General features: G+C 33.9%; 22 protein-coding genes and 2 pseudogenes. 18 read left to right on the top strand and 6 right to left on the bottom strand.

Translation table 11 applies throughout. The annotated features are described in order from the left end of the window. The first annotated feature begins 2 nt into the window (after positions 1 to 2). On the top strand, positions 3 to 647 hold the full coding sequence (locus tag ACFPYN_RS11920) for a hypothetical protein (RefSeq protein ID WP_377734436.1): 645 nt from the start codon (positions 3 to 5) through the stop codon (positions 645 to 647). 15 nt (positions 648 to 662) lie between these two features. Here ACFPYN_RS11920 and ACFPYN_RS11915 read toward each other — a convergent pair whose 3' ends face one another. The 3 genes from ACFPYN_RS11915 to ACFPYN_RS11905 all read right to left on the bottom strand — a co-directional run bounded on the left by ACFPYN_RS11915 (position 663) and on the right by ACFPYN_RS11905 (position 3,817). Then, the gene (locus ACFPYN_RS11915; protein WP_377734434.1) at positions 663 to 1,463 is read right to left on the bottom strand and encodes a Shedu anti-phage system protein SduA domain-containing protein; all 801 of its coding nucleotides are present in this window, start codon (positions 1,461 to 1,463) and stop codon (positions 663 to 665) included. Positions 1,464 to 1,532: 69 nt separating this feature from the next. Beyond that, positions 1,533 to 2,468 (bottom strand): hypothetical protein, encoded by a 936-nt coding sequence (locus tag ACFPYN_RS11910; RefSeq protein ID WP_377734432.1) that lies wholly within the window; start codon positions 2,466 to 2,468, stop codon positions 1,533 to 1,535. A gap of 779 nt (positions 2,469 to 3,247) precedes the next feature. Beyond that, a complete protein-coding gene (locus tag ACFPYN_RS11905; RefSeq protein ID WP_377734430.1) occupies positions 3,248 to 3,817 on the bottom strand; it encodes a recombinase family protein in 570 nt (189 codons plus the stop codon). 213 nt (positions 3,818 to 4,030) lie between these two features. Between ACFPYN_RS11905 and ACFPYN_RS11900 the strand changes: the two genes are divergently transcribed. The 7 genes from ACFPYN_RS11900 to ACFPYN_RS11870 all read left to right on the top strand — a co-directional run bounded on the left by ACFPYN_RS11900 (position 4,031) and on the right by ACFPYN_RS11870 (position 7,939). Continuing rightward, on the top strand, positions 4,031 to 4,627 hold the full coding sequence (locus ACFPYN_RS11900; RefSeq protein ID WP_377734428.1) for an SEC-C metal-binding domain-containing protein: 597 nt from the start codon (positions 4,031 to 4,033) through the stop codon (positions 4,625 to 4,627). A 934-nt stretch (positions 4,628 to 5,561) separates the two neighbouring features. Further along, a complete protein-coding gene (locus tag ACFPYN_RS11895) occupies positions 5,562 to 5,834 on the top strand; it encodes a hypothetical protein (protein ID WP_377734427.1) in 273 nt (90 codons plus the stop codon). Next, positions 5,827 to 6,222 (top strand): hypothetical protein, encoded by a 396-nt coding sequence (locus ACFPYN_RS11890; protein WP_377734426.1) that lies wholly within the window; start codon positions 5,827 to 5,829, stop codon positions 6,220 to 6,222. Before ACFPYN_RS11895 ends, ACFPYN_RS11890 begins: the two co-directional genes overlap by 8 nt. Before the next feature lies 1 nt (position 6,223). Beyond that, positions 6,224 to 6,685, top strand: a complete 462-nt coding sequence (locus ACFPYN_RS11885; RefSeq protein WP_377734424.1) for a hypothetical protein — start codon at positions 6,224 to 6,226, stop codon at positions 6,683 to 6,685. Between the two features lie 45 nt (positions 6,686 to 6,730). Further along, positions 6,731 to 6,976 carry a hypothetical protein gene (locus ACFPYN_RS11880; RefSeq protein ID WP_377734422.1) on the top strand — a complete coding sequence of 82 codons (246 nt, stop codon included), beginning with the start codon at positions 6,731 to 6,733 and terminating at the stop codon, positions 6,974 to 6,976. Further along, a complete protein-coding gene (locus tag ACFPYN_RS11875) occupies positions 6,976 to 7,272 on the top strand; it encodes a hypothetical protein (protein ID WP_377734420.1) in 297 nt (98 codons plus the stop codon). Before ACFPYN_RS11880 ends, ACFPYN_RS11875 begins: the two co-directional genes overlap by 1 nt. Position 7,273: 1 nt before the next feature. Continuing rightward, positions 7,274 to 7,939 carry a hypothetical protein gene (locus ACFPYN_RS11870; RefSeq protein ID WP_377734419.1) on the top strand — a complete coding sequence of 222 codons (666 nt, stop codon included), beginning with the start codon at positions 7,274 to 7,276 and terminating at the stop codon, positions 7,937 to 7,939. 98 nt (positions 7,940 to 8,037) lie between these two features. On the opposite strand, the gene ACFPYN_RS11865 is transcribed toward ACFPYN_RS11870, so the two are convergent. Further along, positions 8,038 to 8,367, bottom strand: coding sequence for a hypothetical protein (locus tag ACFPYN_RS11865; protein ID WP_377734417.1), 330 nt, complete (start codon positions 8,365 to 8,367; stop codon positions 8,038 to 8,040). Positions 8,368 to 8,658: 291 nt separating this feature from the next. On the opposite strand from ACFPYN_RS11865, the gene ACFPYN_RS11860 reads away from it, so the two are divergent. The 3 genes from ACFPYN_RS11860 to ACFPYN_RS11850 all read left to right on the top strand — a co-directional run bounded on the left by ACFPYN_RS11860 (position 8,659) and on the right by ACFPYN_RS11850 (position 10,224). Then, a complete protein-coding gene (locus tag ACFPYN_RS11860) occupies positions 8,659 to 9,249 on the top strand; it encodes a hypothetical protein (protein ID WP_377734415.1) in 591 nt (196 codons plus the stop codon). Positions 9,250 to 9,295: 46 nt separating this feature from the next. Continuing rightward, positions 9,296 to 9,481, top strand: coding sequence for a hypothetical protein (locus ACFPYN_RS11855; RefSeq protein WP_377734413.1), 186 nt, complete (start codon positions 9,296 to 9,298; stop codon positions 9,479 to 9,481). Between the two features lie 617 nt (positions 9,482 to 10,098). Next, positions 10,099 to 10,224: a hypothetical protein gene (locus ACFPYN_RS11850; protein WP_377734411.1), complete on the top strand. Its 126-nt coding sequence runs from the start codon at positions 10,099 to 10,101 to the stop codon at positions 10,222 to 10,224. Here ACFPYN_RS11850 and ACFPYN_RS11845 read toward each other — a convergent pair whose 3' ends face one another. Next, complete coding sequence (locus tag ACFPYN_RS11845; RefSeq protein ID WP_377734408.1) at positions 10,225 to 11,745, bottom strand: recombinase family protein; 1,521 nt, start codon at positions 11,743 to 11,745, stop codon at positions 10,225 to 10,227. Positions 11,746 to 11,799: 54 nt separating this feature from the next. On the opposite strand from ACFPYN_RS11845, the pseudogene ACFPYN_RS11840 reads away from it, so the two are divergent. The 7 genes and pseudogenes from ACFPYN_RS11840 to ACFPYN_RS11810 all read left to right on the top strand — a co-directional run. After that, positions 11,800 to 12,717: pseudogene (locus ACFPYN_RS11840) on the top strand (hypothetical protein); the annotation flags it as partial. Positions 12,718 to 12,849: 132 nt separating this feature from the next. Next, the gene (locus tag ACFPYN_RS11835; RefSeq protein ID WP_377734406.1) at positions 12,850 to 13,410 is read left to right on the top strand and encodes an SLOG family protein; all 561 of its coding nucleotides are present in this window, start codon (positions 12,850 to 12,852) and stop codon (positions 13,408 to 13,410) included. Positions 13,411 to 13,811: 401 nt separating this feature from the next. Then, on the top strand, positions 13,812 to 15,512 hold the full coding sequence (locus ACFPYN_RS11830) for a M3 family oligoendopeptidase (RefSeq protein WP_377734404.1): 1,701 nt from the start codon (positions 13,812 to 13,814) through the stop codon (positions 15,510 to 15,512). A gap of 34 nt (positions 15,513 to 15,546) precedes the next feature. Then, positions 15,547 to 15,732: a hypothetical protein gene (locus ACFPYN_RS11825; protein WP_377734403.1), complete on the top strand. Its 186-nt coding sequence runs from the start codon at positions 15,547 to 15,549 to the stop codon at positions 15,730 to 15,732. Between the two features lie 859 nt (positions 15,733 to 16,591). After that, complete coding sequence (locus tag ACFPYN_RS11820; RefSeq protein WP_377734402.1) at positions 16,592 to 17,176, top strand: MEDS domain-containing protein; 585 nt, start codon at positions 16,592 to 16,594, stop codon at positions 17,174 to 17,176. 856 nt (positions 17,177 to 18,032) lie between these two features. Then, a complete protein-coding gene (locus ACFPYN_RS11815; RefSeq protein WP_377734400.1) occupies positions 18,033 to 19,772 on the top strand; it encodes a SulP family inorganic anion transporter in 1,740 nt (579 codons plus the stop codon). A 45-nt stretch (positions 19,773 to 19,817) separates the two neighbouring features. Next, positions 19,818 to 20,168, top strand: coding sequence for an ArsR/SmtB family transcription factor (locus ACFPYN_RS11810; RefSeq protein ID WP_377734399.1), 351 nt, complete (start codon positions 19,818 to 19,820; stop codon positions 20,166 to 20,168). A 184-nt stretch (positions 20,169 to 20,352) separates the two neighbouring features. On the opposite strand, the pseudogene ACFPYN_RS11805 reads toward ACFPYN_RS11810, so the two are convergent. Beyond that, positions 20,353 to 20,547, bottom strand: a pseudogene (locus ACFPYN_RS11805) (IS5/IS1182 family transposase); the annotation flags it as partial. Between the last annotated feature and the right edge of the window lie 229 nt (positions 20,548 to 20,776).

Genomic DNA, 20,776 nt, shown 5'->3' with positions numbered 1-20,776 from the left:
TTTTGGTTTTATTTGGGAAAGATGCTTTGTTTAACTTAAACAAAAGTGGTATAGAAGATTACTTAAATTATTTAGAAGAAATTGAAAGTTCTATTGAAAAACAAAACACGATAATGGAAGAACAAGCAAAAGGAATATTAGATGAAGATTTCGAAGAATACTTGTATCACTACGAGGATGAACATTACAAATATCACACTCTTTTTCCGACTATACTAAGAAGGTCTATTTTTACAAGTCTTTATAGTTACTTTGAACATATGTTAATAGAACTTTGTGAGGACAGGGTGAAATTAAAAGCTACAAAAGGAACAGGCATAGAAAAAGCAAAAACATATTTAACATCACATTATGGACTTGGTAAGCTGTTCGTAGGTGCAGAATGGAATTTGATAAAACAGTATAGTAAGGTTAGAAACTGTTTTCTTCATGCTGATGGAGTGGTATATTTGTACTCTAAAGAACATGAACAACGTGAGATTCATAGATTTATTGATAAAACAAATGGTATTAGTTTAAATCAGGGTGATGTTATTGCATTAGATTCAGTGTTTTGTAGAGAGTTCTCAGATGTTGCAATTGACTTTTTAACAAGAACGTATGAAGAAATTAAGAGTAAAGAAAAAAAGCACCCTGATTCCTTTTAAGGTGCTTTTTTTCGATTAATAACAAGGTTTACCGATTACAGCCTCTGAAGAATCAATAAGGTTCTCATAGTGCAATAATAATTTTCTACTTGGAAGTAAATTTCTTTTTAATTTCCGTGTTTTTTCTTGGAAATCACTTCTTTTTCCAGCAACTACTACATAGTGCCATCTTGTTTTATCATTGGTGAAAAACTCTGAAGGAAGCTGTTTAGAAGGATTTAAATGTTTTTCTAGAGTTTCTCTTAAAGAACCATGATATTTTTCAAGCCAATTTTCCCAGTCTTCAGTTTGACTTAATCCTTTTCTAAAGGCATCCCCTAAAGAACCATCTTTAATAGTGATATTTTTATTAGGATGTTCAAGTTCTACACACACAAAATGATAACCGTCTGAATTTTTTCCAATTATTAAATAGTCCACCTTAAATGAATTACCTACTTGGAATTCAGGGAAAACGTATGCATCATGATGTCCGAAGGGAAAATAATTTAGTATAGAACCAATAATAAAATATGCTTTATTGTCATTAATATAGTTTAATATTGTTCTTTCTGTTGATGTATCATCATGTATAATTCCAAGAAGATGTTTTAATGATGAACTAATTTTTTCTTCATCTTTTAATTCCTCAATATCTAAGTACTTATTTGGGAATAATGATAAATAATGACGTACAGCTTTAGGATATTCTCGGAAGTGATTTCTTTTACCAAATGAAACACCTTCAATTTTAATGTTTTCTTTTTCTTGTACAATCTTCCACGCAGCAATCTCTTCATCTGTTAGTTCCAGGTAATCTCTATTACTCAATTTCATTAACTCACCTCATAGAATAAAATTTCCAATATGTTTATATTTTACCATGAAAATAAATTACTTCTTTATTTATTTGCTAATTTTACTACGTTTCATGCGGTTATAATTAATCATGTTAAATTCAGAAACCAATCTAGCATCAGGTGCGACAACACCACGCCAAAAAACACGTGGATTCATTTGTAAGTATTTTTCGTTCTTACTTTCAACTTTACGGAATGTTGTTTGCCCATCCAGTAAGATTGATGAAAGTGCGGTACTCATTTTCTTACTGCTGGTTAAATCCAATAGTTCAGCAATTTCTGAAAGTGTGAAGTATTCGATTTCATTTATATCTTTCACATCAGGATTTTTACAAATAATGTTGCTGGTGCGGTGAAGATATGGAACGAGTGCAAAAATCGGATAAAGTATTGTTGCTGAATATTTCCGTTTACCATTTACATCAGTTGCTTCATAAAGTTCACGCACTTGGTTCACGTACGTTCTTACAAGCATTGTCGGCTTTGCTATACCTTTTGCAGAACCATAGAAGTTAAACTCTTCATTCCATTTGTAAACCTTCTTAGAATCAATGGTGAGTTCAATCAGGATTTCATGTTGTGTCAGTTTCTTGATGAATTTAGGGAAAGCGTTTATTCCTAATCCTAAAGCCTTTTGCAAGTCAGCTTTGCCCATCTTGATATTATTGTTGTCGTGTGCAAGATAACCTAATCCATTTACATATGTTGCAAGATAGAAAACCATAGTTAAATTAGCTTTACTAAAATCAGGTGATTGAATCAGGTGTTGAATTTTTTCAGGATATGCCCAAATGAATTTTCCAGCTTCAAGATTAAACGTAGTAAATTCTTCTTTTGCTTCAGAATTCTTTTTCATAAAGTCATCTTGTTTCTTACTTCTTACATATTGCAAGTCCGTATTCATTACACTCATTACTTCGCCAGTTTCAGAATCCACCATCTTCAATATTTTACCTTCAGTTGTTCCCATCGGTTTACCCATTGTTATTCCCTTCTTTCTCCAGATGTTTAAAAAAGTACCCTACACCTATATGGACAACGAAAGGCGAGTAAACAGACCAACATTAAAGTGAAAAGTTATATCGAAGTAGAGTAGAATCTTCAGATTAAAGGTGTTGTGCAAAATGTCATGGTCACCTAAATCGTTGATTTTAGGGCATCTTGGTCACCTAAACCGTTGATTTTTTAAGGGTGTATAAATGATTGTAACCGTTGGGAGAGTAGGAGTTTAGATGTGTAAATGGCCAAATCCCACCTATAGATATAGTAGATTTTAGAGAAAAGTCAAGAACAAACATTGTGAAGGAAAAGCACCTTCACCAGCTAAATAAAAACATTGTAAAGATTGATGCTGAAAAGGTTCGAGGAACGAGAACAGGGTTTGAACTATTACGCTTTTACTATATATACAGGGTGATTCAGATGCCTTCAGGTGTATTCCAGTTAGGAAAATGAAGGTGAAATATATTAACCGTAGGAAAAGAATTTCTTCCAGTTAGATGCAGTAATTAAATGTGAATTAAGTGTATATGTGTCCGTACAAACTGAATGACGATTCATGAAAAGGTTATTAAATCAACCTTTGTGGATGATGCTACTTCTATTGTGAAGCTAATTGTGAACAAACTACTGATAAATGACTAGTGGAACAGGTGGGAAAAAGTACATGAAACAAGCTATGGACAAGGACACGAAAATGTTTCACGGATTGTTTCACAGACAATGAAATTTAAAAATGTACAAAAGAAAAAGAACCAGCAGTTACACCAGTTCCCTTTTTAAGCCACGCTTTGCAATTTCACGATACAAAATGGAGTTACTTACACCAGTAGCTTTTTCAATCTCTCTAATTGTGTATTCCTTCTGTAACCATAGTTTAATAGCTTCATCCACTAAACCTTTTGGTTTTCTTCTTCTTCCCATTATAACTCCGTTTGCTTGTGCGTTCCTTAATCCAGCCATTCTTTTTTCTGTTAATAGTTCACGTTCATTTACTGATAATGCAGATAGGATTGTAAGAAATAACTTTCCATTACGATGTGTTGCTTCAATACCTAATTCAATTATGAACAATGAAACATCCATTTCTTTTAGTTGTTCCACAAGTTGAAGCAGTTGTATTGTGTTTCTTCCTAAACGGTCAACACGAGTGATTATAAGCTTATCACCAGCTTTGAAACCTTTAATTAGCTTGTCCAGTTGTGGTCGCTTAAAAGTTGTACCAGTGTGCTTTTCTTCTATTATTACTTCACATCCATAACCCTTCAGCGTTTCTATTTGTGTATCTAGGTTCTGTTCCTTGGTGCTAACACGTGCATATCCATAAATCATTCTTATCAATCCCTTATGTAAGTTTGTTACACCATTATAGCAAATACTTTAGGGGATGAGAATAGGGAATTTTAAAACCCACTGAAATCAAGGTTTATAGATGATTCCCTAATCCTATACAAAAAGGGGAAGGGGGTAGTTTAGCGGGACTTCTTTATTATCCTATTTCTAAATTATGGTATAATTGTATTATTAAATAATAGGAGTGTTGTTATGGTCCAAGTACCTGCATTTTGTGATAACTGTGGTAATATTTTTCCGTCAGGGTTCGGATTTGAAAATAGTATAAACATAACAATGATTGGTAATAAGTCGCAATGTCCTAAGTGTCGCCACATGGCTAGAGTCCCTGATGGTGTATTTAATTTCTATAATAATGGTATTGAAATCCTACAAGCTACTGAGGCTAATATTAAAGACCTCCAAATGTTTTATACTATAATTCAAAAAGCTTCTTTTTTGGAATCAAAACCTCAACAAGTCCAACAAGAAATAGAAAAGGAAATTCCAAAACTATCATTTTTAGCAAAATATCTTCCGCAGAATGCTAAAGAGTTGGGTGTTTATCTAGCTGCAATTGCATCTTTAATAGGTTCATTGAGTGGAAATAATATAGAGATAAATCCCAATATTGAAATTAACCCTAAAACAGAAATCAATCAAAATATTTATGTAGAACAGCCAAATCAACAAATTACACCAGCTTTTAAATTAGATGTTCCTTTTATGTTACCTAATAGAAAAATTGGCAGAAATGAAACATGTCCATGTGAAAGTAGATTGAAATACAAATATTGTCACGGTAAATAAAAAACTACCACCAGCTGATAATTAGCTGGTGGTTTTATTGGTTAACCCGTCTTTTTTACATAATTGCTAAAAGCATGCAAAGTGGTATGAAGTTTATGAGATATTTGAAGCCGATTAATGGAATTGAAAACACAGTACCATTGAGTCTGGTTTAAGTACCCACCCATAGGGGGGATGGGGTAGGCAAGGCGTGTGGGTTAGCAGTTCATAAATACGCACCTAATTTTGACCACCTGTAATTTTCAGAAGATAGGCAGTGATATTATGTCACACGCTGAAGCCAACGGTTTCTATACCCTGAACTTCAAGGTTTAGAACACACCAGCACCACCTGAAGCACGTAACGAAATGTTACTTGGTTCATGTATCAAACGGGGGTATCTGCAGCAACTGCAATCATCTGAAATATACACAACGGTGCTACAAAATAATTTTACTATTTTTAACACTGATTCTTTTCCAGTTAACTTTCTTTAATGGACTTTCAGCACCATCTTTTAATTACTAAAGATATATAGAAGTGCTATTGTTAGTATTGAAAAATTTACACAAGTAACTTCACGAATAACTTCACAAGTGAATTCAGATAATCGTGTATATGTACATAGGACTTTATAATCATTTTAAAATAATCCTGAAATATGACTGACTTTACGGTTCGCAGAAGTACATATACTTGAAAACGTGAATCTATTGATTCAGATGAATTTTCCAACAATCGTGTAGTTGTTGTGGTGCTTAAAGAAGTCGCTTTCCATGTGGTGCATCGGGTGTTTACTTTTTCCAGTTGTCTGAAATGGCAACAATAATTGTTTAAAGGTTTGTAGGGGTAAATCCTTACAAGCCTTTTCCTTTATTTACTTACTTAATCATAATTTATGAGTTTTACAAGCTACTACAAATATAAATCAGAATACAAAAGGGGATATGAAAAATGAATAATAGAATTTTATTTCGTTTGCTACGTGGTTTCATGGGTATCAGTCAAAAGCATCTAGGGGCGTTTCTTGGGGGGAAAGACCAAAGTACAATCGCTTATTATGAAAGCGGTAAATTACGGATTCCAGCAAAGGTTGCATCTGATATGGAAGAACTAGCAAAAAGTGAAGGTATCACAGATTTCGATATTTTGATGCTACAGAAATTAATCACTGCTTCAGCTTCAGCAAAGCAAGTCACAAAACAAGCTGGTGCATCAAATGAATGATTTAAAAACTTCAATTCTTTATATTGCAACTGCTATTGAAATAGGGGATTACAACAAGAAAAATATCCTGAATAGACTTGATGAAATAATTGTACAGTCACGGGAAACAGTATTTGTTTATGAAGTTTACGCAACACATCGTGAAGATAAACAAAAGAATACTTTCTTTCAATATGGGCGTGGGTGTAAAGCTAAAGTGGTTTCTACACTTGAAGATATACGTGCAGAACTATCAGCAAAACGACCAAACAAACGCTTCATTTTATGGATGCTGAACAATCTTTTATCTACTAATTTATACCAGGGAAAATTGCAGAAACAAATGAAGAAGGACAGAAAACTTGCAAGAACAACCACAACACATACGGATAAATTGGAGGTCTACTGATATGGAAAAACAGTATGATGAAGATTTAATAAAGCTGATTCCAGTGCCAAAAATACTTGATGAAAGGCACGTTGAACTGGCTATTAAATTTGCACGTGGAAAGCAGATGGAAGGATTTACGATTGCAGATTTTTGTAAACATAACGGAATCAGTACAAAAACTTGGTATGGATTTTTAGAAACACCTGAATTTAAACATTATCTTGGTGAAGTTCAAAATGCAGTGATTCCAAATTCAGAGAAGGACGCATACCAGCAATTTAAAAATCACGTGTTACGGATTCCATACAAGCAAAATCCTTCAATAAAGGAGTTGGAATTTTTCGGTGATACGTTCTCGTATTTAGTTGAAAATGAGAAACGCCAAAAATTAAAAGCGTTGGATTCTGAAAATACAAGTTCGGCAAAGTTTACAAATGAAGAAGCAAGACGTTCAAATTTAATGGCACGTTTGAAAGGTTAATTAGTGAATATAAAATATTCAATTAAAATATAAGGGGATGACGTAATGAGTGCAATGCAAAATATCGTTGAAGGTGTGAAGATTCAGGAAAATGCACGTAAACAACGTGAAGCTTTTTTCCGCAATGAAGAAGAAAAACAAGCACGTGAAATGATTGAGAAACAGGAACAAGCAGAAACAACTGGTTCTGAAGAAGATGAAGTGCCTGAAGCCTTACAAGAACAATTAGTTGCTTTACAAAAGGCAATGAAAGAAGTTACCGAAAAAATTAAAATTGGGGGAACTAAATAATGACTACGACAAAAAATGAAGATGGTACAACAACTATACAAGGTGAAAACGGTCTTATGACTGAACTTAGTGAATTTGGTATGGAGATTCAAAACCGTATAACCGAAAGGCAACAACCACTGAAAGATATTGCATCTTATTACGATGAAGCAAAACGTGTTGAAACTGAAGCAATTGAAAAAGCTGAAGCTTACGCACTTTCACAACAACCAGCAAAAGCACTTTCAACAGATGAACAGATTGCAAATCTTACTAATTTAGTTGCAGAACTTACAAAACAAATGGGGGCGAAATAATATGAATTTCCTTGAAAAAATGAGTGGGTTATTTAAGAAGATAGATGAAATTGATGCACGTTATGAAAAAGCTTTACAGGAAAAAGAACAATCATTGCTGGTGCTTCAATCTGAAATTCAGAACAAGCAAAAAGAAGTAACTGAACTTCACAAGATGAAAATTTTTGGCGATATAACCGAAAGTTTTTTTGATGAAAAGAATGAAGCTTTCTTAAAACTTCAGGCAAAATATCGTCAATCACAAACAGAAGTTGAAATGATTAAGCAATACGGGATTTCAGATGTTACTGAATTAATGGCTGAAATAGAAACCACACGCAAAGAACATAGTGTTGAAGAATCGAAAGCTATTCGTGCATTAAAAGTTGAAGCGTTACAGGCGAAAGAAACTTATTTAAAGACACTTCATGATGTGGGTATACGCCACAACAAAGCAATTGCACCATCTATCAGATTCCAGCACCTACAAAAACGATTAGGATTAGTAAAAAATGTTTATATCACTGATACATTTGAATCCTTAAATACTATTAGCGTGAATAATGGTGGTTATGTAAATTTACGCGTTGAACAGATAGAGGTGCATGAAGCAATTAAAGCTGGTACTATGAACGGTGATTTACGAAGGGTATTAAAGGAAGCACGTGAAAACGGTACACTAAAATAAAAAAACAACCAGTTACTTTCCCCCGTTGATTCCCCTTCAGGTGTTTAGTAGCTGGTTATTTTTTTAATTATTTTAATAACATTTGAAACAATTTCGAACTATCGCCTTTGTTCTCTAAAAATATGTACTTTTTCTATAAAATAGTTCCAAAAAAAAGTTACCACACTTAATAAAACAAATAAAACACCAAATAATTTCCATCCTAATAAACAAGTTGCCAACATTATTATCACTTGAATAATTAACTCGAGGAATATTCTCTTTTGTTCTACCTTTGTCCTTGTAGGATTCCATTTGTCTTGTTTACGTTCTAAAGTCATAACTATATGCCAATACTTTGTTAGTAAATATACTATAAATAATAAACCTACTGCCCAATAACTATCGAATAAATAATAACACCAAATCAATAATCCTATTATAACCATTTCTCAAAGTCCCCTCAATATTTGTAGTTCTTCAATATATTCAAATACATACTAATTATTCAAGAAATGATGGATATGTACATGGAATCTGAAGCTGATTCAGTGGGTCACAATTGGTATAGTAGGACTTGAAGATTAACTAAAGAAGTGGCTGGTGCTGATGCTGATGTTTTTTATAGTTGGTCTGAAGTATGTCATTGCTTAATTGGTGGTTATTCTAATGTATACTTATGTCTGAAGTGATTTGTTTTGATGTAGGGTTTATAAACCAAATAAAAAAGGGGAATACATATGTTTGAAATGAATCTGTATTCAATGGAAAATCTTAATAAACTAAAAAAATCTATTTCTGCTGAAATGCCTGAAGTAATTGAAAGGATTGAAAAACACAAAGCTGAAAAGTTACAATTGGTTAGAAAAGGGAATAGAAAAAAGGGTGTAGTATGGAGAAAAAAGAATCCTGAACAAAGTGCATTAAATGACCACATAAGACGTACACGAAAAGCTTTACTTCCTTCAACTTTAACACCTGAACAAGAATCACTTCTAAAGGATATACAAAACAATAAATGTATCTTATCAAATATTCCAGCTTATTCAGATTTTAAAAATAGAAGAACCAACTTCACACTGGAACACTTCATTCCTATAGTTTGGGGTGTTGGTGGTACTACGTGGGAAAACTGCTATTACATGAATGATGTACTTAATAGTAGTAAAGGCAACAGAAACCCTTTCTATTGGATTACAGCACAACCTGAACACATACAAAATAACTTTCACACTGTATTAGTTCCGATGATGGCAGAACGTAACAGAATGACAACTGGTGAATTTACTACTTATGTAAATGAAGCATACGAAAATTATAAAAATTGGTGAAACTATCAGCTAAATCTACACAACCGAAGAATCGAGGAAAAATTAAATGAAGAAATACACACTTTACAAAAACGGTGTTTATCTGAAAGAAGCCTCCACTATTAAAGAATTGGGTGAATGGTTAGAAAATATTATTGGTGGAAGTTTGTATCAGGGGTTACTTGCTTTAAGGGATGACTGGACACCTGAACCACATTCACAACTATCAGGATATACGATTAAAACCAACTAAAATAAAAAAATCCCCAATGTGCTACAACAAAAAGGGAACGTATGAAAAAGATATTTTTAATCGGTTAAAATCAATTAAATCAATTGGTTCAGAAAGACAAACTTCTATTTTTTTTGTAAATCTTCTATTCATATTGAATGTCGGTGCTTAAAATGCATCGGCTATTTTTTTGTCCATTTTTAAGACGGGTTATAGAAGTTGAAATGTCAGAATAGGAAGTAATTCAATTACTTATTTAATCTTCTATACGGTTAAACGTACATACTGAACACTTCTCACGCTTTTAATTAAGTTTCAACACATGGTTGTACGCTTCAGTTGTGTGTGAATGAATCTGAAGGTGTTTCTACCAATAGTAAACCTTCTATATAATTGTCGTCTGAATATCCACCTTTAGTTGTTGATGGGTTGTAGAACCACCAACAAGTTACACAGAAGATGCACGTGTCTGTATTTGTTTCTTTTGTTGTTGATGGTTCAGAAACCTAAACAACAAGGGGAATGAAGATGATGGAATTAGTAAAAAGAAGAAGAAAGTACACCGAAAAAATAGATGGATTTTTAAGTACCCCAAATAATCAATCTGCATATTATGGCTTACAAGAGGTGATGTGATTATGAAGAACAATCGAAAGCCTAAAGTAACCATAATCAAAGCCACGAATAACAATTATAAACAAGTCGCTGAATGCATCGTGAAATTATCACTAGCTAAAATAGAAATAAAGAAAGACGCTTCCTAATTACTGGAAAACGTCTTTTTCTTTTATTCTGATTTCGTATTCATCTAATGTATTCACCAATTCAAGACTTTCAAACAGTGTTCGATAAATTCTATTCTGAGTTTCAATGCTTTCATTTTCGATGTTATTTAATGAATCAATTGCATTTTGAATCACTGAACGTCTATCGTATTCAGATAAACTTCCTAACAATCTTTCATTATCCTCCAGCGACACATTCAATTCCTTCATGTCCTTCTCCAGTGGCGGTAACAATCCCACATAATCAGATTCGGTTAGAATACCTTTAATTAAAAAACTTTTGGCGTTTTGTATTTCAGATTTTATTTCAGTAATGCGTGTTTTAATATCCTTTATTTCATTCATAACAGTGATTTTTTTATCGTTAGTTATATCTATTTCCACGCTTTCTATTTCTTCAATTAATGCTTCCTTGTAGCTTTCAATAGCATTGTAGAAATGGGGCAGCAATTCATTTAAAGATATTGACTTGTTGCTACATTTCTTATCATTGTATTCACCTAAAACCTTTTGACACTTTCCTATCTGATAAGATGTTACACCTTGCTTATTTGTCCACGATTTATGGATGGGCAATCTGCTTCCACATTTCCCACAAACAACTAATCTATCCAATACGGTATTAATTTTGGTGTACCTGATACCTTGTGGATTTCGACTGCGTGACTGAATTATTTTACGTACTTCTTGATATTCTTCAATCGTTATTAAAGACTGGTGTGTATCACGTACCACGACTTCACTATCAAACATCTTACTGTTATAATGACTTTCACCAAGATAAACACGATTAGACAACATTCGTGTAATTGTTCCCACGTCTTTCCACTTCTTATTTGATTTTGTCTTATATCCCAATCGGTTAAGTAGACTAATGATTTCAGCAATAACAAAACCTTCTAATACCTTTTCTACAATGAATCTAAAGGTTTTACTTTCAGCAGGGTGTGGTTCTAGCTTGTCCTTATCTTTGAAGTATCCGAAAGGTGTTTTATTAACATATTTTCCTTCCTTAGCACTCGCTAACACCTTCACATTCATCCTATAAGCAAAGTTTTCAAGTTCTTGCTGATTCATAGCACCGCGAAGGATATTAGTTAGAAATTGATTCCTATCGTTTGGGAATATATAACCTTCACGTATGGAAAGAATAGCAATGTCAGTGCCCTTTAACTCTTCATATACATTCGTTTGTTCATACACTGTACGATATATTCTTGATTCTTCTGCAGAAATAATTAAATCGTGCTTTCCATCTAAACATGCTTTTAGCATCTTTTTATATTCTTCTCTGTTTAAGTTTGTAGATTTTGCCACATAGTCATTATAGATAACGTATTCATTCCAGCCTTGTTCCTTACAGAAGCCTGTCAATTGCTTTAACTGGCTTTCTATTGTTTCAATTTTGTTCTTGCCGTCATTTTTCTTAGACTTCCTTAAATACAATGCTTTAGGCTTAGTAGAAGGTTTGTAGTCAGTTTGTGAAAATGGTTTGTACAATGTGTTTCACTCCAATTAGTAAGGTATTTATGTACCTTATAATAACACACTTATTCAGGAGATTTTATCATACAAGGTGCGCCTAAATTAACAGCGGATGCCGCGGGTCTTCCTGTCGGCGATGTTATTAGCGCAAGTATTCCGCTCGTATTCGTGATGGGACTGGTTACGACAATTACAGCTTTTTATTTCTTGAAACGTGATATGAAATCAGGAAAATTAACCGCTACAACAGGCTTGTCCGCAACCCCTACAATTGAGCCATCCCCGCAACAATTAAAACTATTGTCATTAAATCAAAAACGCTTTTTTGCCCTCTTAATTCCTGTACTTTTCGTACTTGATGTAATAGCCATGTCGATTCTTAACTTACAGGGTGGAGATGCGACAGCTTTAATTGGTGGTACATCGGTTTTCATTTTATTACTCATAACGATGGTCAGCCATAAAAATAAAGGATTAGAACAAGCAACTAGTTACTTTATTGAAGGATTCCAATTTGGTTTTAAAGTATTTGGAGCTGTTATTCCAATTGCGGCATTCTTCTATTTGGGTGACGCGGGATTCACAAAAATTATCGGTGACCTATTGCCTAAAAATTCTCATGGAATTGTTAATGATTTAGGTGTGTCTTTAGCTTCCATTGTTCCGTTAAGTAAAGAAGTAGGGGCAATTACATTAACAGTAGTTGGTGCTATTACCGGACTCGATGGCTCTGGATTCTCAGGGATTTCTCTTGTTGGTTCGGTCGCAAACATATTCTCAACAGCAATTGGGGCTGGAGCAGCTACACTGACTGCACTTGGTCAAATAGCAGCAATCTGGGTCGGAGGCGGGACATTGGTTCCATGGGCTCTTATTCCAGCTGCTGCGATTTGTGGGGTCGATCCATTTGAACTTGCGAGAAGAAACCTTTTACCAGTGACGATCGGTTTAATTGTCACAACGATTGTGGCAATGTTTTTAATTTAATAGATGTAGATGGAGACTCTCGATTAATCGAGGATCTTTTATCATGTTCAAGCGAACTCTGAAGATGGAACTATTCATTCTCCACATGCTAAACTAGAATATATAAGTATGACTTTGATTCGGAGGAAATACATGTTAAAAAGATTAGTCATTACAGGTTATAAACAACACGAAATTGGCGTATTCGACGACAAACATCCCGGTGTTGGCTACATTAAGAAAGCTTTAGAAAACCACCTCATTCAATTGTTAGATGAAGGACTCGAATGGGTGATTTTTAGCGGACAATTAGGTGTTGAGACATGGGCTGCAGAATTAGTCATAGACTTGAAAGCGGACTACCCAAAATTAAAATATGCCATTATTACACCGTTTCTAGAGCAAGAAAAAAATTGGAATGACCCTAAAAAAGAAAAGTATCAACAGATTTGTGCCAAAGCAGATTTTCAAACTAGCGTAACTAAAAAACCTTATGAAGGACCTTGGCAATTTATCGAGAAAAACAAATTTATCATTCGGAACTCTGATGGCTTGTTGATTATTTATGATGAGGAAAATGAAGGTTCTCCAAAGTTTATGAAAGAACTGGCCATAAAATATGCTGAAAATCATGACTATCACATCATTTCTATATCGGCAGACGATTTACAACTTATTGCAGAAGAAGAGCAACAAAATAACTGGTCAGAATGAAGATGATTAAATAGTATAAAACTATATTGGTCTGGTTGGTATGAAAATTACTGGAAGCCTCTTGAAAAATACTTTACATTACTTAATTTTATATATCATTTGCGTAGACAAGAAAATATGAATTTTTCAAATGATAAATAACTAAAATGTAATTCTTCAATTTATGTATTTTATAAATTGAAGAATTTTTTGTATTTACACCCGATAATTGTAATGACATTTATGAAAAGGCTGCAAATCATTTTATCCATTTTCTCTAGGAACTTATCAAATTATTCCTAATATAAAAATTTTTCCTTGTTGTACCATTTGAAATAATAGTAAACTTAGTAATAGTTAGTAAAGAATAATACTATGATAGTCAGTATGATAATTTTTATAAGAGTAGGGGTTGGATAGATATGGTTACCAAATTTGAAGAGTTCACGTATACAAGACCAGAATTTGAAGACATTGAGCAAAAGTTTGGTCAAGCACTAGCTCATTTTACAGGTGCTAAAAGTGTAAATGAACAAAGTGAAGCAATGAAGTCGATAAATGAAATCAGGAATAAAGTAGGGACGATGATGAACATCGTTTATGTTCGAAACTCAATTGATACAAATGATGAATTTTACAAAGCGGAAAGAGACTACCTGGATGAACTTAGCCCAAAAGTAGATGATTTAATCACTAAATATTACAGAGCATTAGTGAGTTCTGCTTTCCGACACGATTTAGAAGTAAAGTGGGGCTCGCAATTATTCGCTATTGCCGAAGCTCAGATTAAATCATTTTCTTCAGAAGTTATTCCATTGGTGCAACAAGAAAATAAATTGTCTTCTGAATACCAGCAATTAATAGCTTCAGCAAAGATTGATTTTGAAAATGAAGAACGTACTCTTGCGCAAATGCAACCTTTTACAGAATCGACAAATCGTGAGATGCGAAAGAAAGCTAAAGAAGCCTACTTTAGTTTCTTTGCTGAGAATGAAGAACAACTTGATCGCATTTATGACGATTTAGTCAAAGTCCGTACAGAAATTGCACGTACATTAGGGTATGAAAACTTTGTGGAACTTGGCTATTATCGAATGATTCGAACGGATTATGATGCATCCATGGTCAAGAAATTCCGTGACCAAGTGAAGGAATTCATCGTGCCACTTGCAACAAAATTAAAACAGCGTCAACAACAACGAATTGGTGTAGACGACTTTAAGTACTACGATGAATCTTTTAATTACAAAACAGGAAATGCGACTCCAAAAGGGTCACCAGAGTGGATTATTGAAGGTGGCAAGAAGATGTATGATGAATTATCTGTTGAAACGAGTGAATTCTTTGATTTCATGATCGACAACAACTTAATGGATCTTGTTGCTAAAAAAGGGAAAGCAAGTGGTGGCTACTGTACGTACATAGAGGACTACAAAGCACCTTTTATTTTCTCAAACTTTAACGGAACTTCTGGAGATATTGATGTATTGACCCATGAAGCGGGGCATGCGTTCCAAGTGTATTCAAGTCGTCATTTTGAAATCCCCGAATATAATTGGCCAACATTTGAATCATGTGAAATTCACTCGATGAGTATGGAATTTTTAACGTGGCCCTGGATGGAGAATTTTTTCAAAGAAGACACGGATAAGTATAAATTCTCTCACTTGAGTAATTCGCTTGAATTTTTACCATACGGTGTAGCTGTGGATGAATTCCAACACTTTATTTACGAGAACCCTGAAGCAACTGCAGCTGAACGTAAATTGGCATGGAAAGAGTTAGAAGAGAAATATTTACCTCACCGTGATTATGACGGCAACGACTATTTAAATAGAGGTGCCTTCTGGCAACGTCAAGGTCATATTTACCAAAGTCCATTTTATTATATCGATTATACCTTGGCACAAATTTGTGCATTCCAATTCTTTAAACGGACACTTGAAAACCGTGAAGAAGCTTGGGCAGATTACGTACACTTATGTAATATCGGTGGGAGCTTATCATTTACAGGACTCGTCAAAGAAGCAAACCTAATCTCGCCTTTCGATGATGGTTGTGTTGAATCAGTAATTGGACCAATTGAACAATGGTTAAATTCGATCGATGATAAAGCACTTTAACGAGAAAATCAATAAGAAAGAGGAGGGTGTGACAATGTCACATCCTCCTCTTTCTTTAGGTAGTTTTGCTTCAATAAAATGCGGTCCTTATTTCAATAAGTCATCTTGGCAAATGAGAAGTATTCTGAGTGTCATTTTGGATTATGAAAAAGTTATCACTACATTTGAGATGTTTATCGCTCAAACAAGCCTTACGCTAAAGTTGATTATCGAGACTTAAAATCGTTCCAACTGAAAAAGGTCAAAATTACTGATATATCAAGAGTTTTCTTTATCATTTGATAGCTCAGCTTGACTCACATTTTCACAACCAGCGATTAACATATTAGTTACTAAGACTAATAAATGCTCGATGCGCATTATTAATTTCTTCTGTTATTAATGTTTGTATGCCAAATTGTACTAATCTAAGTTGCTGTATTCGTTATATGAGTCTTTTCAAGAACAACTAAAGAAGAGATCACGTTCTATGAAGAAAGCTAATTCAAAAATATAATCATTAATAAAAACTCGCAAAAAGAACTCGAAGTTCCAATCATACCTCCATGTGTTTGGTGTTTTTCTTTAATAATTATTTAGATAATGATTATTCTTCGTTTCAAAAAGGCGTACAACTTATCCTTAAAATAACTTCCAAGACTTCCTTCATATGTAAGGAATTAAAAAATAGTTCTCTAATGTCTTTTATGGTACCTCATGTCGAAATTTGACGAACGAATAAACTACAAAATTCTTTGTCTTACCCGTATAGTAATAGAAATCCATTAATTCAAAACCATTAATTAACTAAGTGTTAATCCTCTAGTGCTTCTTTGATGGTAATCATAATATCAACCATTTATACACTAGAAATAGCTTTTGGTTGTGAATACGATTCACCTAATAGTTTTGTACCATTTAAGTATTATAGAACTATTAAAATACTTTTAATATATCGTTCCCTAAAAAAATGATGTAGCTCTAAAGTTTTGCTTGACTCAATGTTTTGCTAACTAAAAATATGTTCTCGATTCTCATTAAAGAATTACTAGCATACTCGAAAAGATACGTGGAGATACAAGCGAGAAGGGACTGGGTACATGAAAAGTAAAATGAATCAGTTATTTGAGGATTTAAAAATTAACCATGCTCATATTCATGTTCTGTATAAGTATAATGGAATGGAAAATTACATTAAACAGGTTTTAGGTTATATCCAAGATGGTATTGCAGTTGGAGATTACGTGATTCTCATTGAGAATGCTCGTATTTACCCTATGATTTACAAAGAACTGATCACACAGTTTACGAAAGAGCAAATGAAGTTCGTTCACCATGTAAACAGCCTTGATTTCTATTGTTCAAGTGGAAGTTATCATCCCCCTTCCATCGCTGATTATTTTAGTAAAATGGTTCAGCCCTATGTAGAAAATAAAATCTCTTTCCGAGCATGGGCACATGTCGAGTGGGCCACTATGGAAGAGCCACTGCATCTTATTGAAGATTTAGAGAAAATAGTAGACGAAGCTGTAAATCTGCTGTCGTTTCCATTAATTTGTGCTTACGAAGGAAAGAAGATGCCAGACTACCTCAAAATGAGTTTAATGGAAACACATCCTTATGTTCTAATGGAAGATGATTTCATCGTCTCGGAACAATATAAATTATCGAATATGGCTAAATAAAACACCTTCTGTTTTCTTAAATACTTCCAGAGCGAAGTGTTATATTTAACATTAAGTGCATATGAGATATATGCAGCTGAATTAATGATTCAAGACTCTGTCCAAAATAAGGTTAAGAATTTTAGTCAGGTAAATTAAGATTGGAAGAGTAGAGTAGGATAAGAACAAATTGTTTACAAAGAGCTCCATATGATAAGTATGCTCTGAAAAGACAGAATGAAAATCAATTAAGAGAAGAAATTGCGTTTTATTAAAATGCTCTAAATAAAAACGATAATTGTTATTAAAAAGACATGCCAATAAATATTAAAAGTCCCAATCATACCTCACTGATTGGGATTTTTCCTTTGTTAAATATTTAGATAAAAAATTATTCTTAAAAAAGTAAATCCTTATTCCTAATTAAACAAGTAATAAATCCATTTGATAAAGAGTAATCAGCTAATCGTTATTAGTTTTGCATAAAGAGAAATGGGATAAAGTTTGTTGTATGTTCTTGAACTAACTATTCAGTTGAGTTGAATAATCCCTCATTTGGGGATTATGTCAACTTACTGAGGTATTATTGTAGTGAGAGAGTGGAGGACAAAAACTAGGAGCAAGAGGATTAGAAAAAAACAGGTGGGCAAAAATGCAGCAGTGATTGATTTCATCCGAAGCGCACTGAAGTTTGTTGCATCAATGAACTCGGCAATTTCTGCAACAAGCGTGTCTGTTATATTGTGTGTCTTTTTAAAATTCAACTTCTTAAACTATTCCTTTGACATATTGTAGAATACGAGGTATCTTTATGTATAGTATATTCAAATAATCAGATATACAGATGTTTAAACACTAAAAAAAGAGAAGGTTGCATATGAAGAGGAAATTTAAATTTAGTGGAAGATATGCTGGATATTCATTGCAAGGTTTACAAAAAGATTTATTAGCTGGATTAATCGTAGCCGTTATCACAATCCCTTTAGGAATGGCGTTTGCAATCGCTTCTGGAGTTAAGCCTGAGTATGGTATTTATACAAGTATCATCGGAGGGATATTAATTGCACTATTAGGTGGATCTAAATTTCAAATTGGAGGTCCAACTGGAGCATTCGTTCCCATTTTATTTGGTGTTGTTATGGTTTACGGGTATGAAAATCTGTTAATTGCAGGATTTTTAGCTGGTATCATTTTATTATTAATGGGGATTTTTAAATTCGGATCTTTGATAAAATTCATTCCTAAACCTGTAACTATTGGATTTACTTCAGGAATTGCCGTTATTATCTTTGTCAGTCAAATAGCCAATTTTTTAGGATTAAAAAATGTTGAAAACCATGAAACCTTTTTTAGCAATCTTAAAGAAATTATTATTCATATACCCACCATAAATTTGTACAGTGTATTGACCGCCATAATATGCCTCATCACCATATTACTTACACCTAAATTTGCCCCGAAAATACCGGGACCTATTATTGGGCTACTACTTTCAACCGTGGTTGCCAGTTTATTTTTCCCGAATCAAGTAGCAACAATTGGCTCAACATTTGGAGAGATTCCAAATACTCTTCCAAACTTCCGGATACCCGAGATTACTTTCGAACGAATCCAACAAATGATCGTTCCTGCATTTATTATTGCTGTCCTTGGTAGTATTGAGTCATTATTATCGGCAGTTGTCGCTGATGGGATGACAACTAGTAAGCATAATAGTAATCGGGAGTTAATGGGACAAGGAATTGCCAATATCATCACTCCTTTATTTGGAGGTATTCCGGCTACTGGAGCTATTGCTCGAACTGCAACCAATATTAAAAATGGAGCAGTTTCTCCTTTCTCCGGGATTTTTAGTGGGTTAATTGTTTTGATAATCTTAATGCTTTTTGCTCCATATGCTTCGAATATTCCTTTAGCAAGTATGGCGCCTATCCTTATGGTGGTTGCTTGGAACATGAGTGAGCGGCATGTTTTTTATCTATTATTAAAAACCAGATCGAGCGATTCACTCGTGTTAGTCGTTACTTTCTTACTGACTGTTTTCGTTAATCTTACTGTCGCAGTTGAAGTAGGACTTCTGTTAGCAGGTTTATTATTAATAAAACGAATGAGTGAATCCGTTGTTACAGTAAAAGGTCTTCCAAATCCAAAACATAAAAATGAAAAAATAGATGCTAATATGGTGTCTTCCATCCATGATTGTCCACAAATTAGCATTTATACGATCGAAGGTCCATTGTTTTTTGGAGCAGCACAAACCTTTGAGCAAACCATTTTAAATGCCATTAACTTTAAGCCTAAAGTGTTACTGTTAAGAATGGGAAAAGTACCTTTTATGGATACTACAGGAGAAGCGTATTTAACCAGTATAGTTAAAAACTTTTCAAAAAATGGTATTGTATTAATATCTGGCATTAATCCTCAGCCCAAAAAATTGATGACCAATACAGGTTTGGCCACTTTAATAGGAGAAGATCAATTTTTTGAACATACCGGAGATGCCATTAACTCTGCACTTCAATATTTAAATAGAGATACATGCCTAGGCTGCAAGCATTTTGCATTTAGAGAATGCACGGCTTTATCCAAGGGTACTCACGTGATAGAAGAAAAGTAATTGAAAACTAGATAACGTAATCGTCGGGATAGGAGTTGCATTTACATGACCACTGAAATAGAGCAATTTAAATCTGAATTTTTCAAAGCTCTCGCTCATCCACTTCGTATTAGAATTCTTGAGTTATTAGCTGAAAGTGATAAAAATGTTAACGAAATTCAAACCATTTTAGGTAGTGAAGGATCGGCGGTATCGCAACAGTTAACCATCTTAAGGGCTAAAAATATAGTTATTGGAACCAAAGAAGGAAATCGTGTGCTCTATTCTTTAAGAGATCCGATGATTTCTGAATTGCTCCTCGTGGCTCGACAGATTTTTAATAACCACTTGGTTGATACCATAACATTGCTAGATAAATTTAATGCACCTACTAAAGAAGTAAATAAAAAGTCATGATGTAGAAACGTGATAATGGATTAATCTTTTTACGTCATATGTCATTTATAAAATTGGCATTTAAAACACAGTTTCGTAATTAAAGGTCCACTGAAAAACTTGCGTTAAAAAACCCATTCTTTGGTGAAAAAAGGCGAGATTTCGCTCAGAATTGAACGAAATCTCGCCTTTACCTTGTCTTTTTTTATGTTGATTCCTTCATTAAGGTCATTATTCGTTTGAGATTCACCGCAAATATGGACATGGCTCCTTGAATTTGCATACCAAATAGACCCGCAGATGAAGCTACATCAAATCCATGTATATGTTTTAACTCACTGAATTTCGTTTCAATTCTATAACGAGATTTTGCTTTCCCTTTAATTTCCTCGCTATTTTGAAGGGCTTCTTTAAATAAGGTTTAAAGATTCTTGATTTAAAATCATCGGGACACCACCTAAATTAAGTCCTTAATTAAACAAAAGATAGTATCTAAATATCTGTTATTTAGTAATTTAGTAGGTGATTGTAGTGAAAGGCGGCGACTCCAGCGGGAAAAGCGTGTCCTGGTGAGACCCCGCAGACGCTTGCGTCGAGGAGGCTCACGGACCGCCCGTGGAAAGCGTCCG

It is taken from the genome of Paenisporosarcina macmurdoensis (genome assembly GCF_042658845.1).
GTDB classification, from domain to species: domain Bacteria; phylum Bacillota; class Bacilli; order Bacillales_A; family Planococcaceae; genus Paenisporosarcina; species Paenisporosarcina macmurdoensis.
The sequence above is the reverse complement of the archived record's forward strand: the minus strand, read 5'-3'. Positions and strand labels throughout refer to the sequence as shown.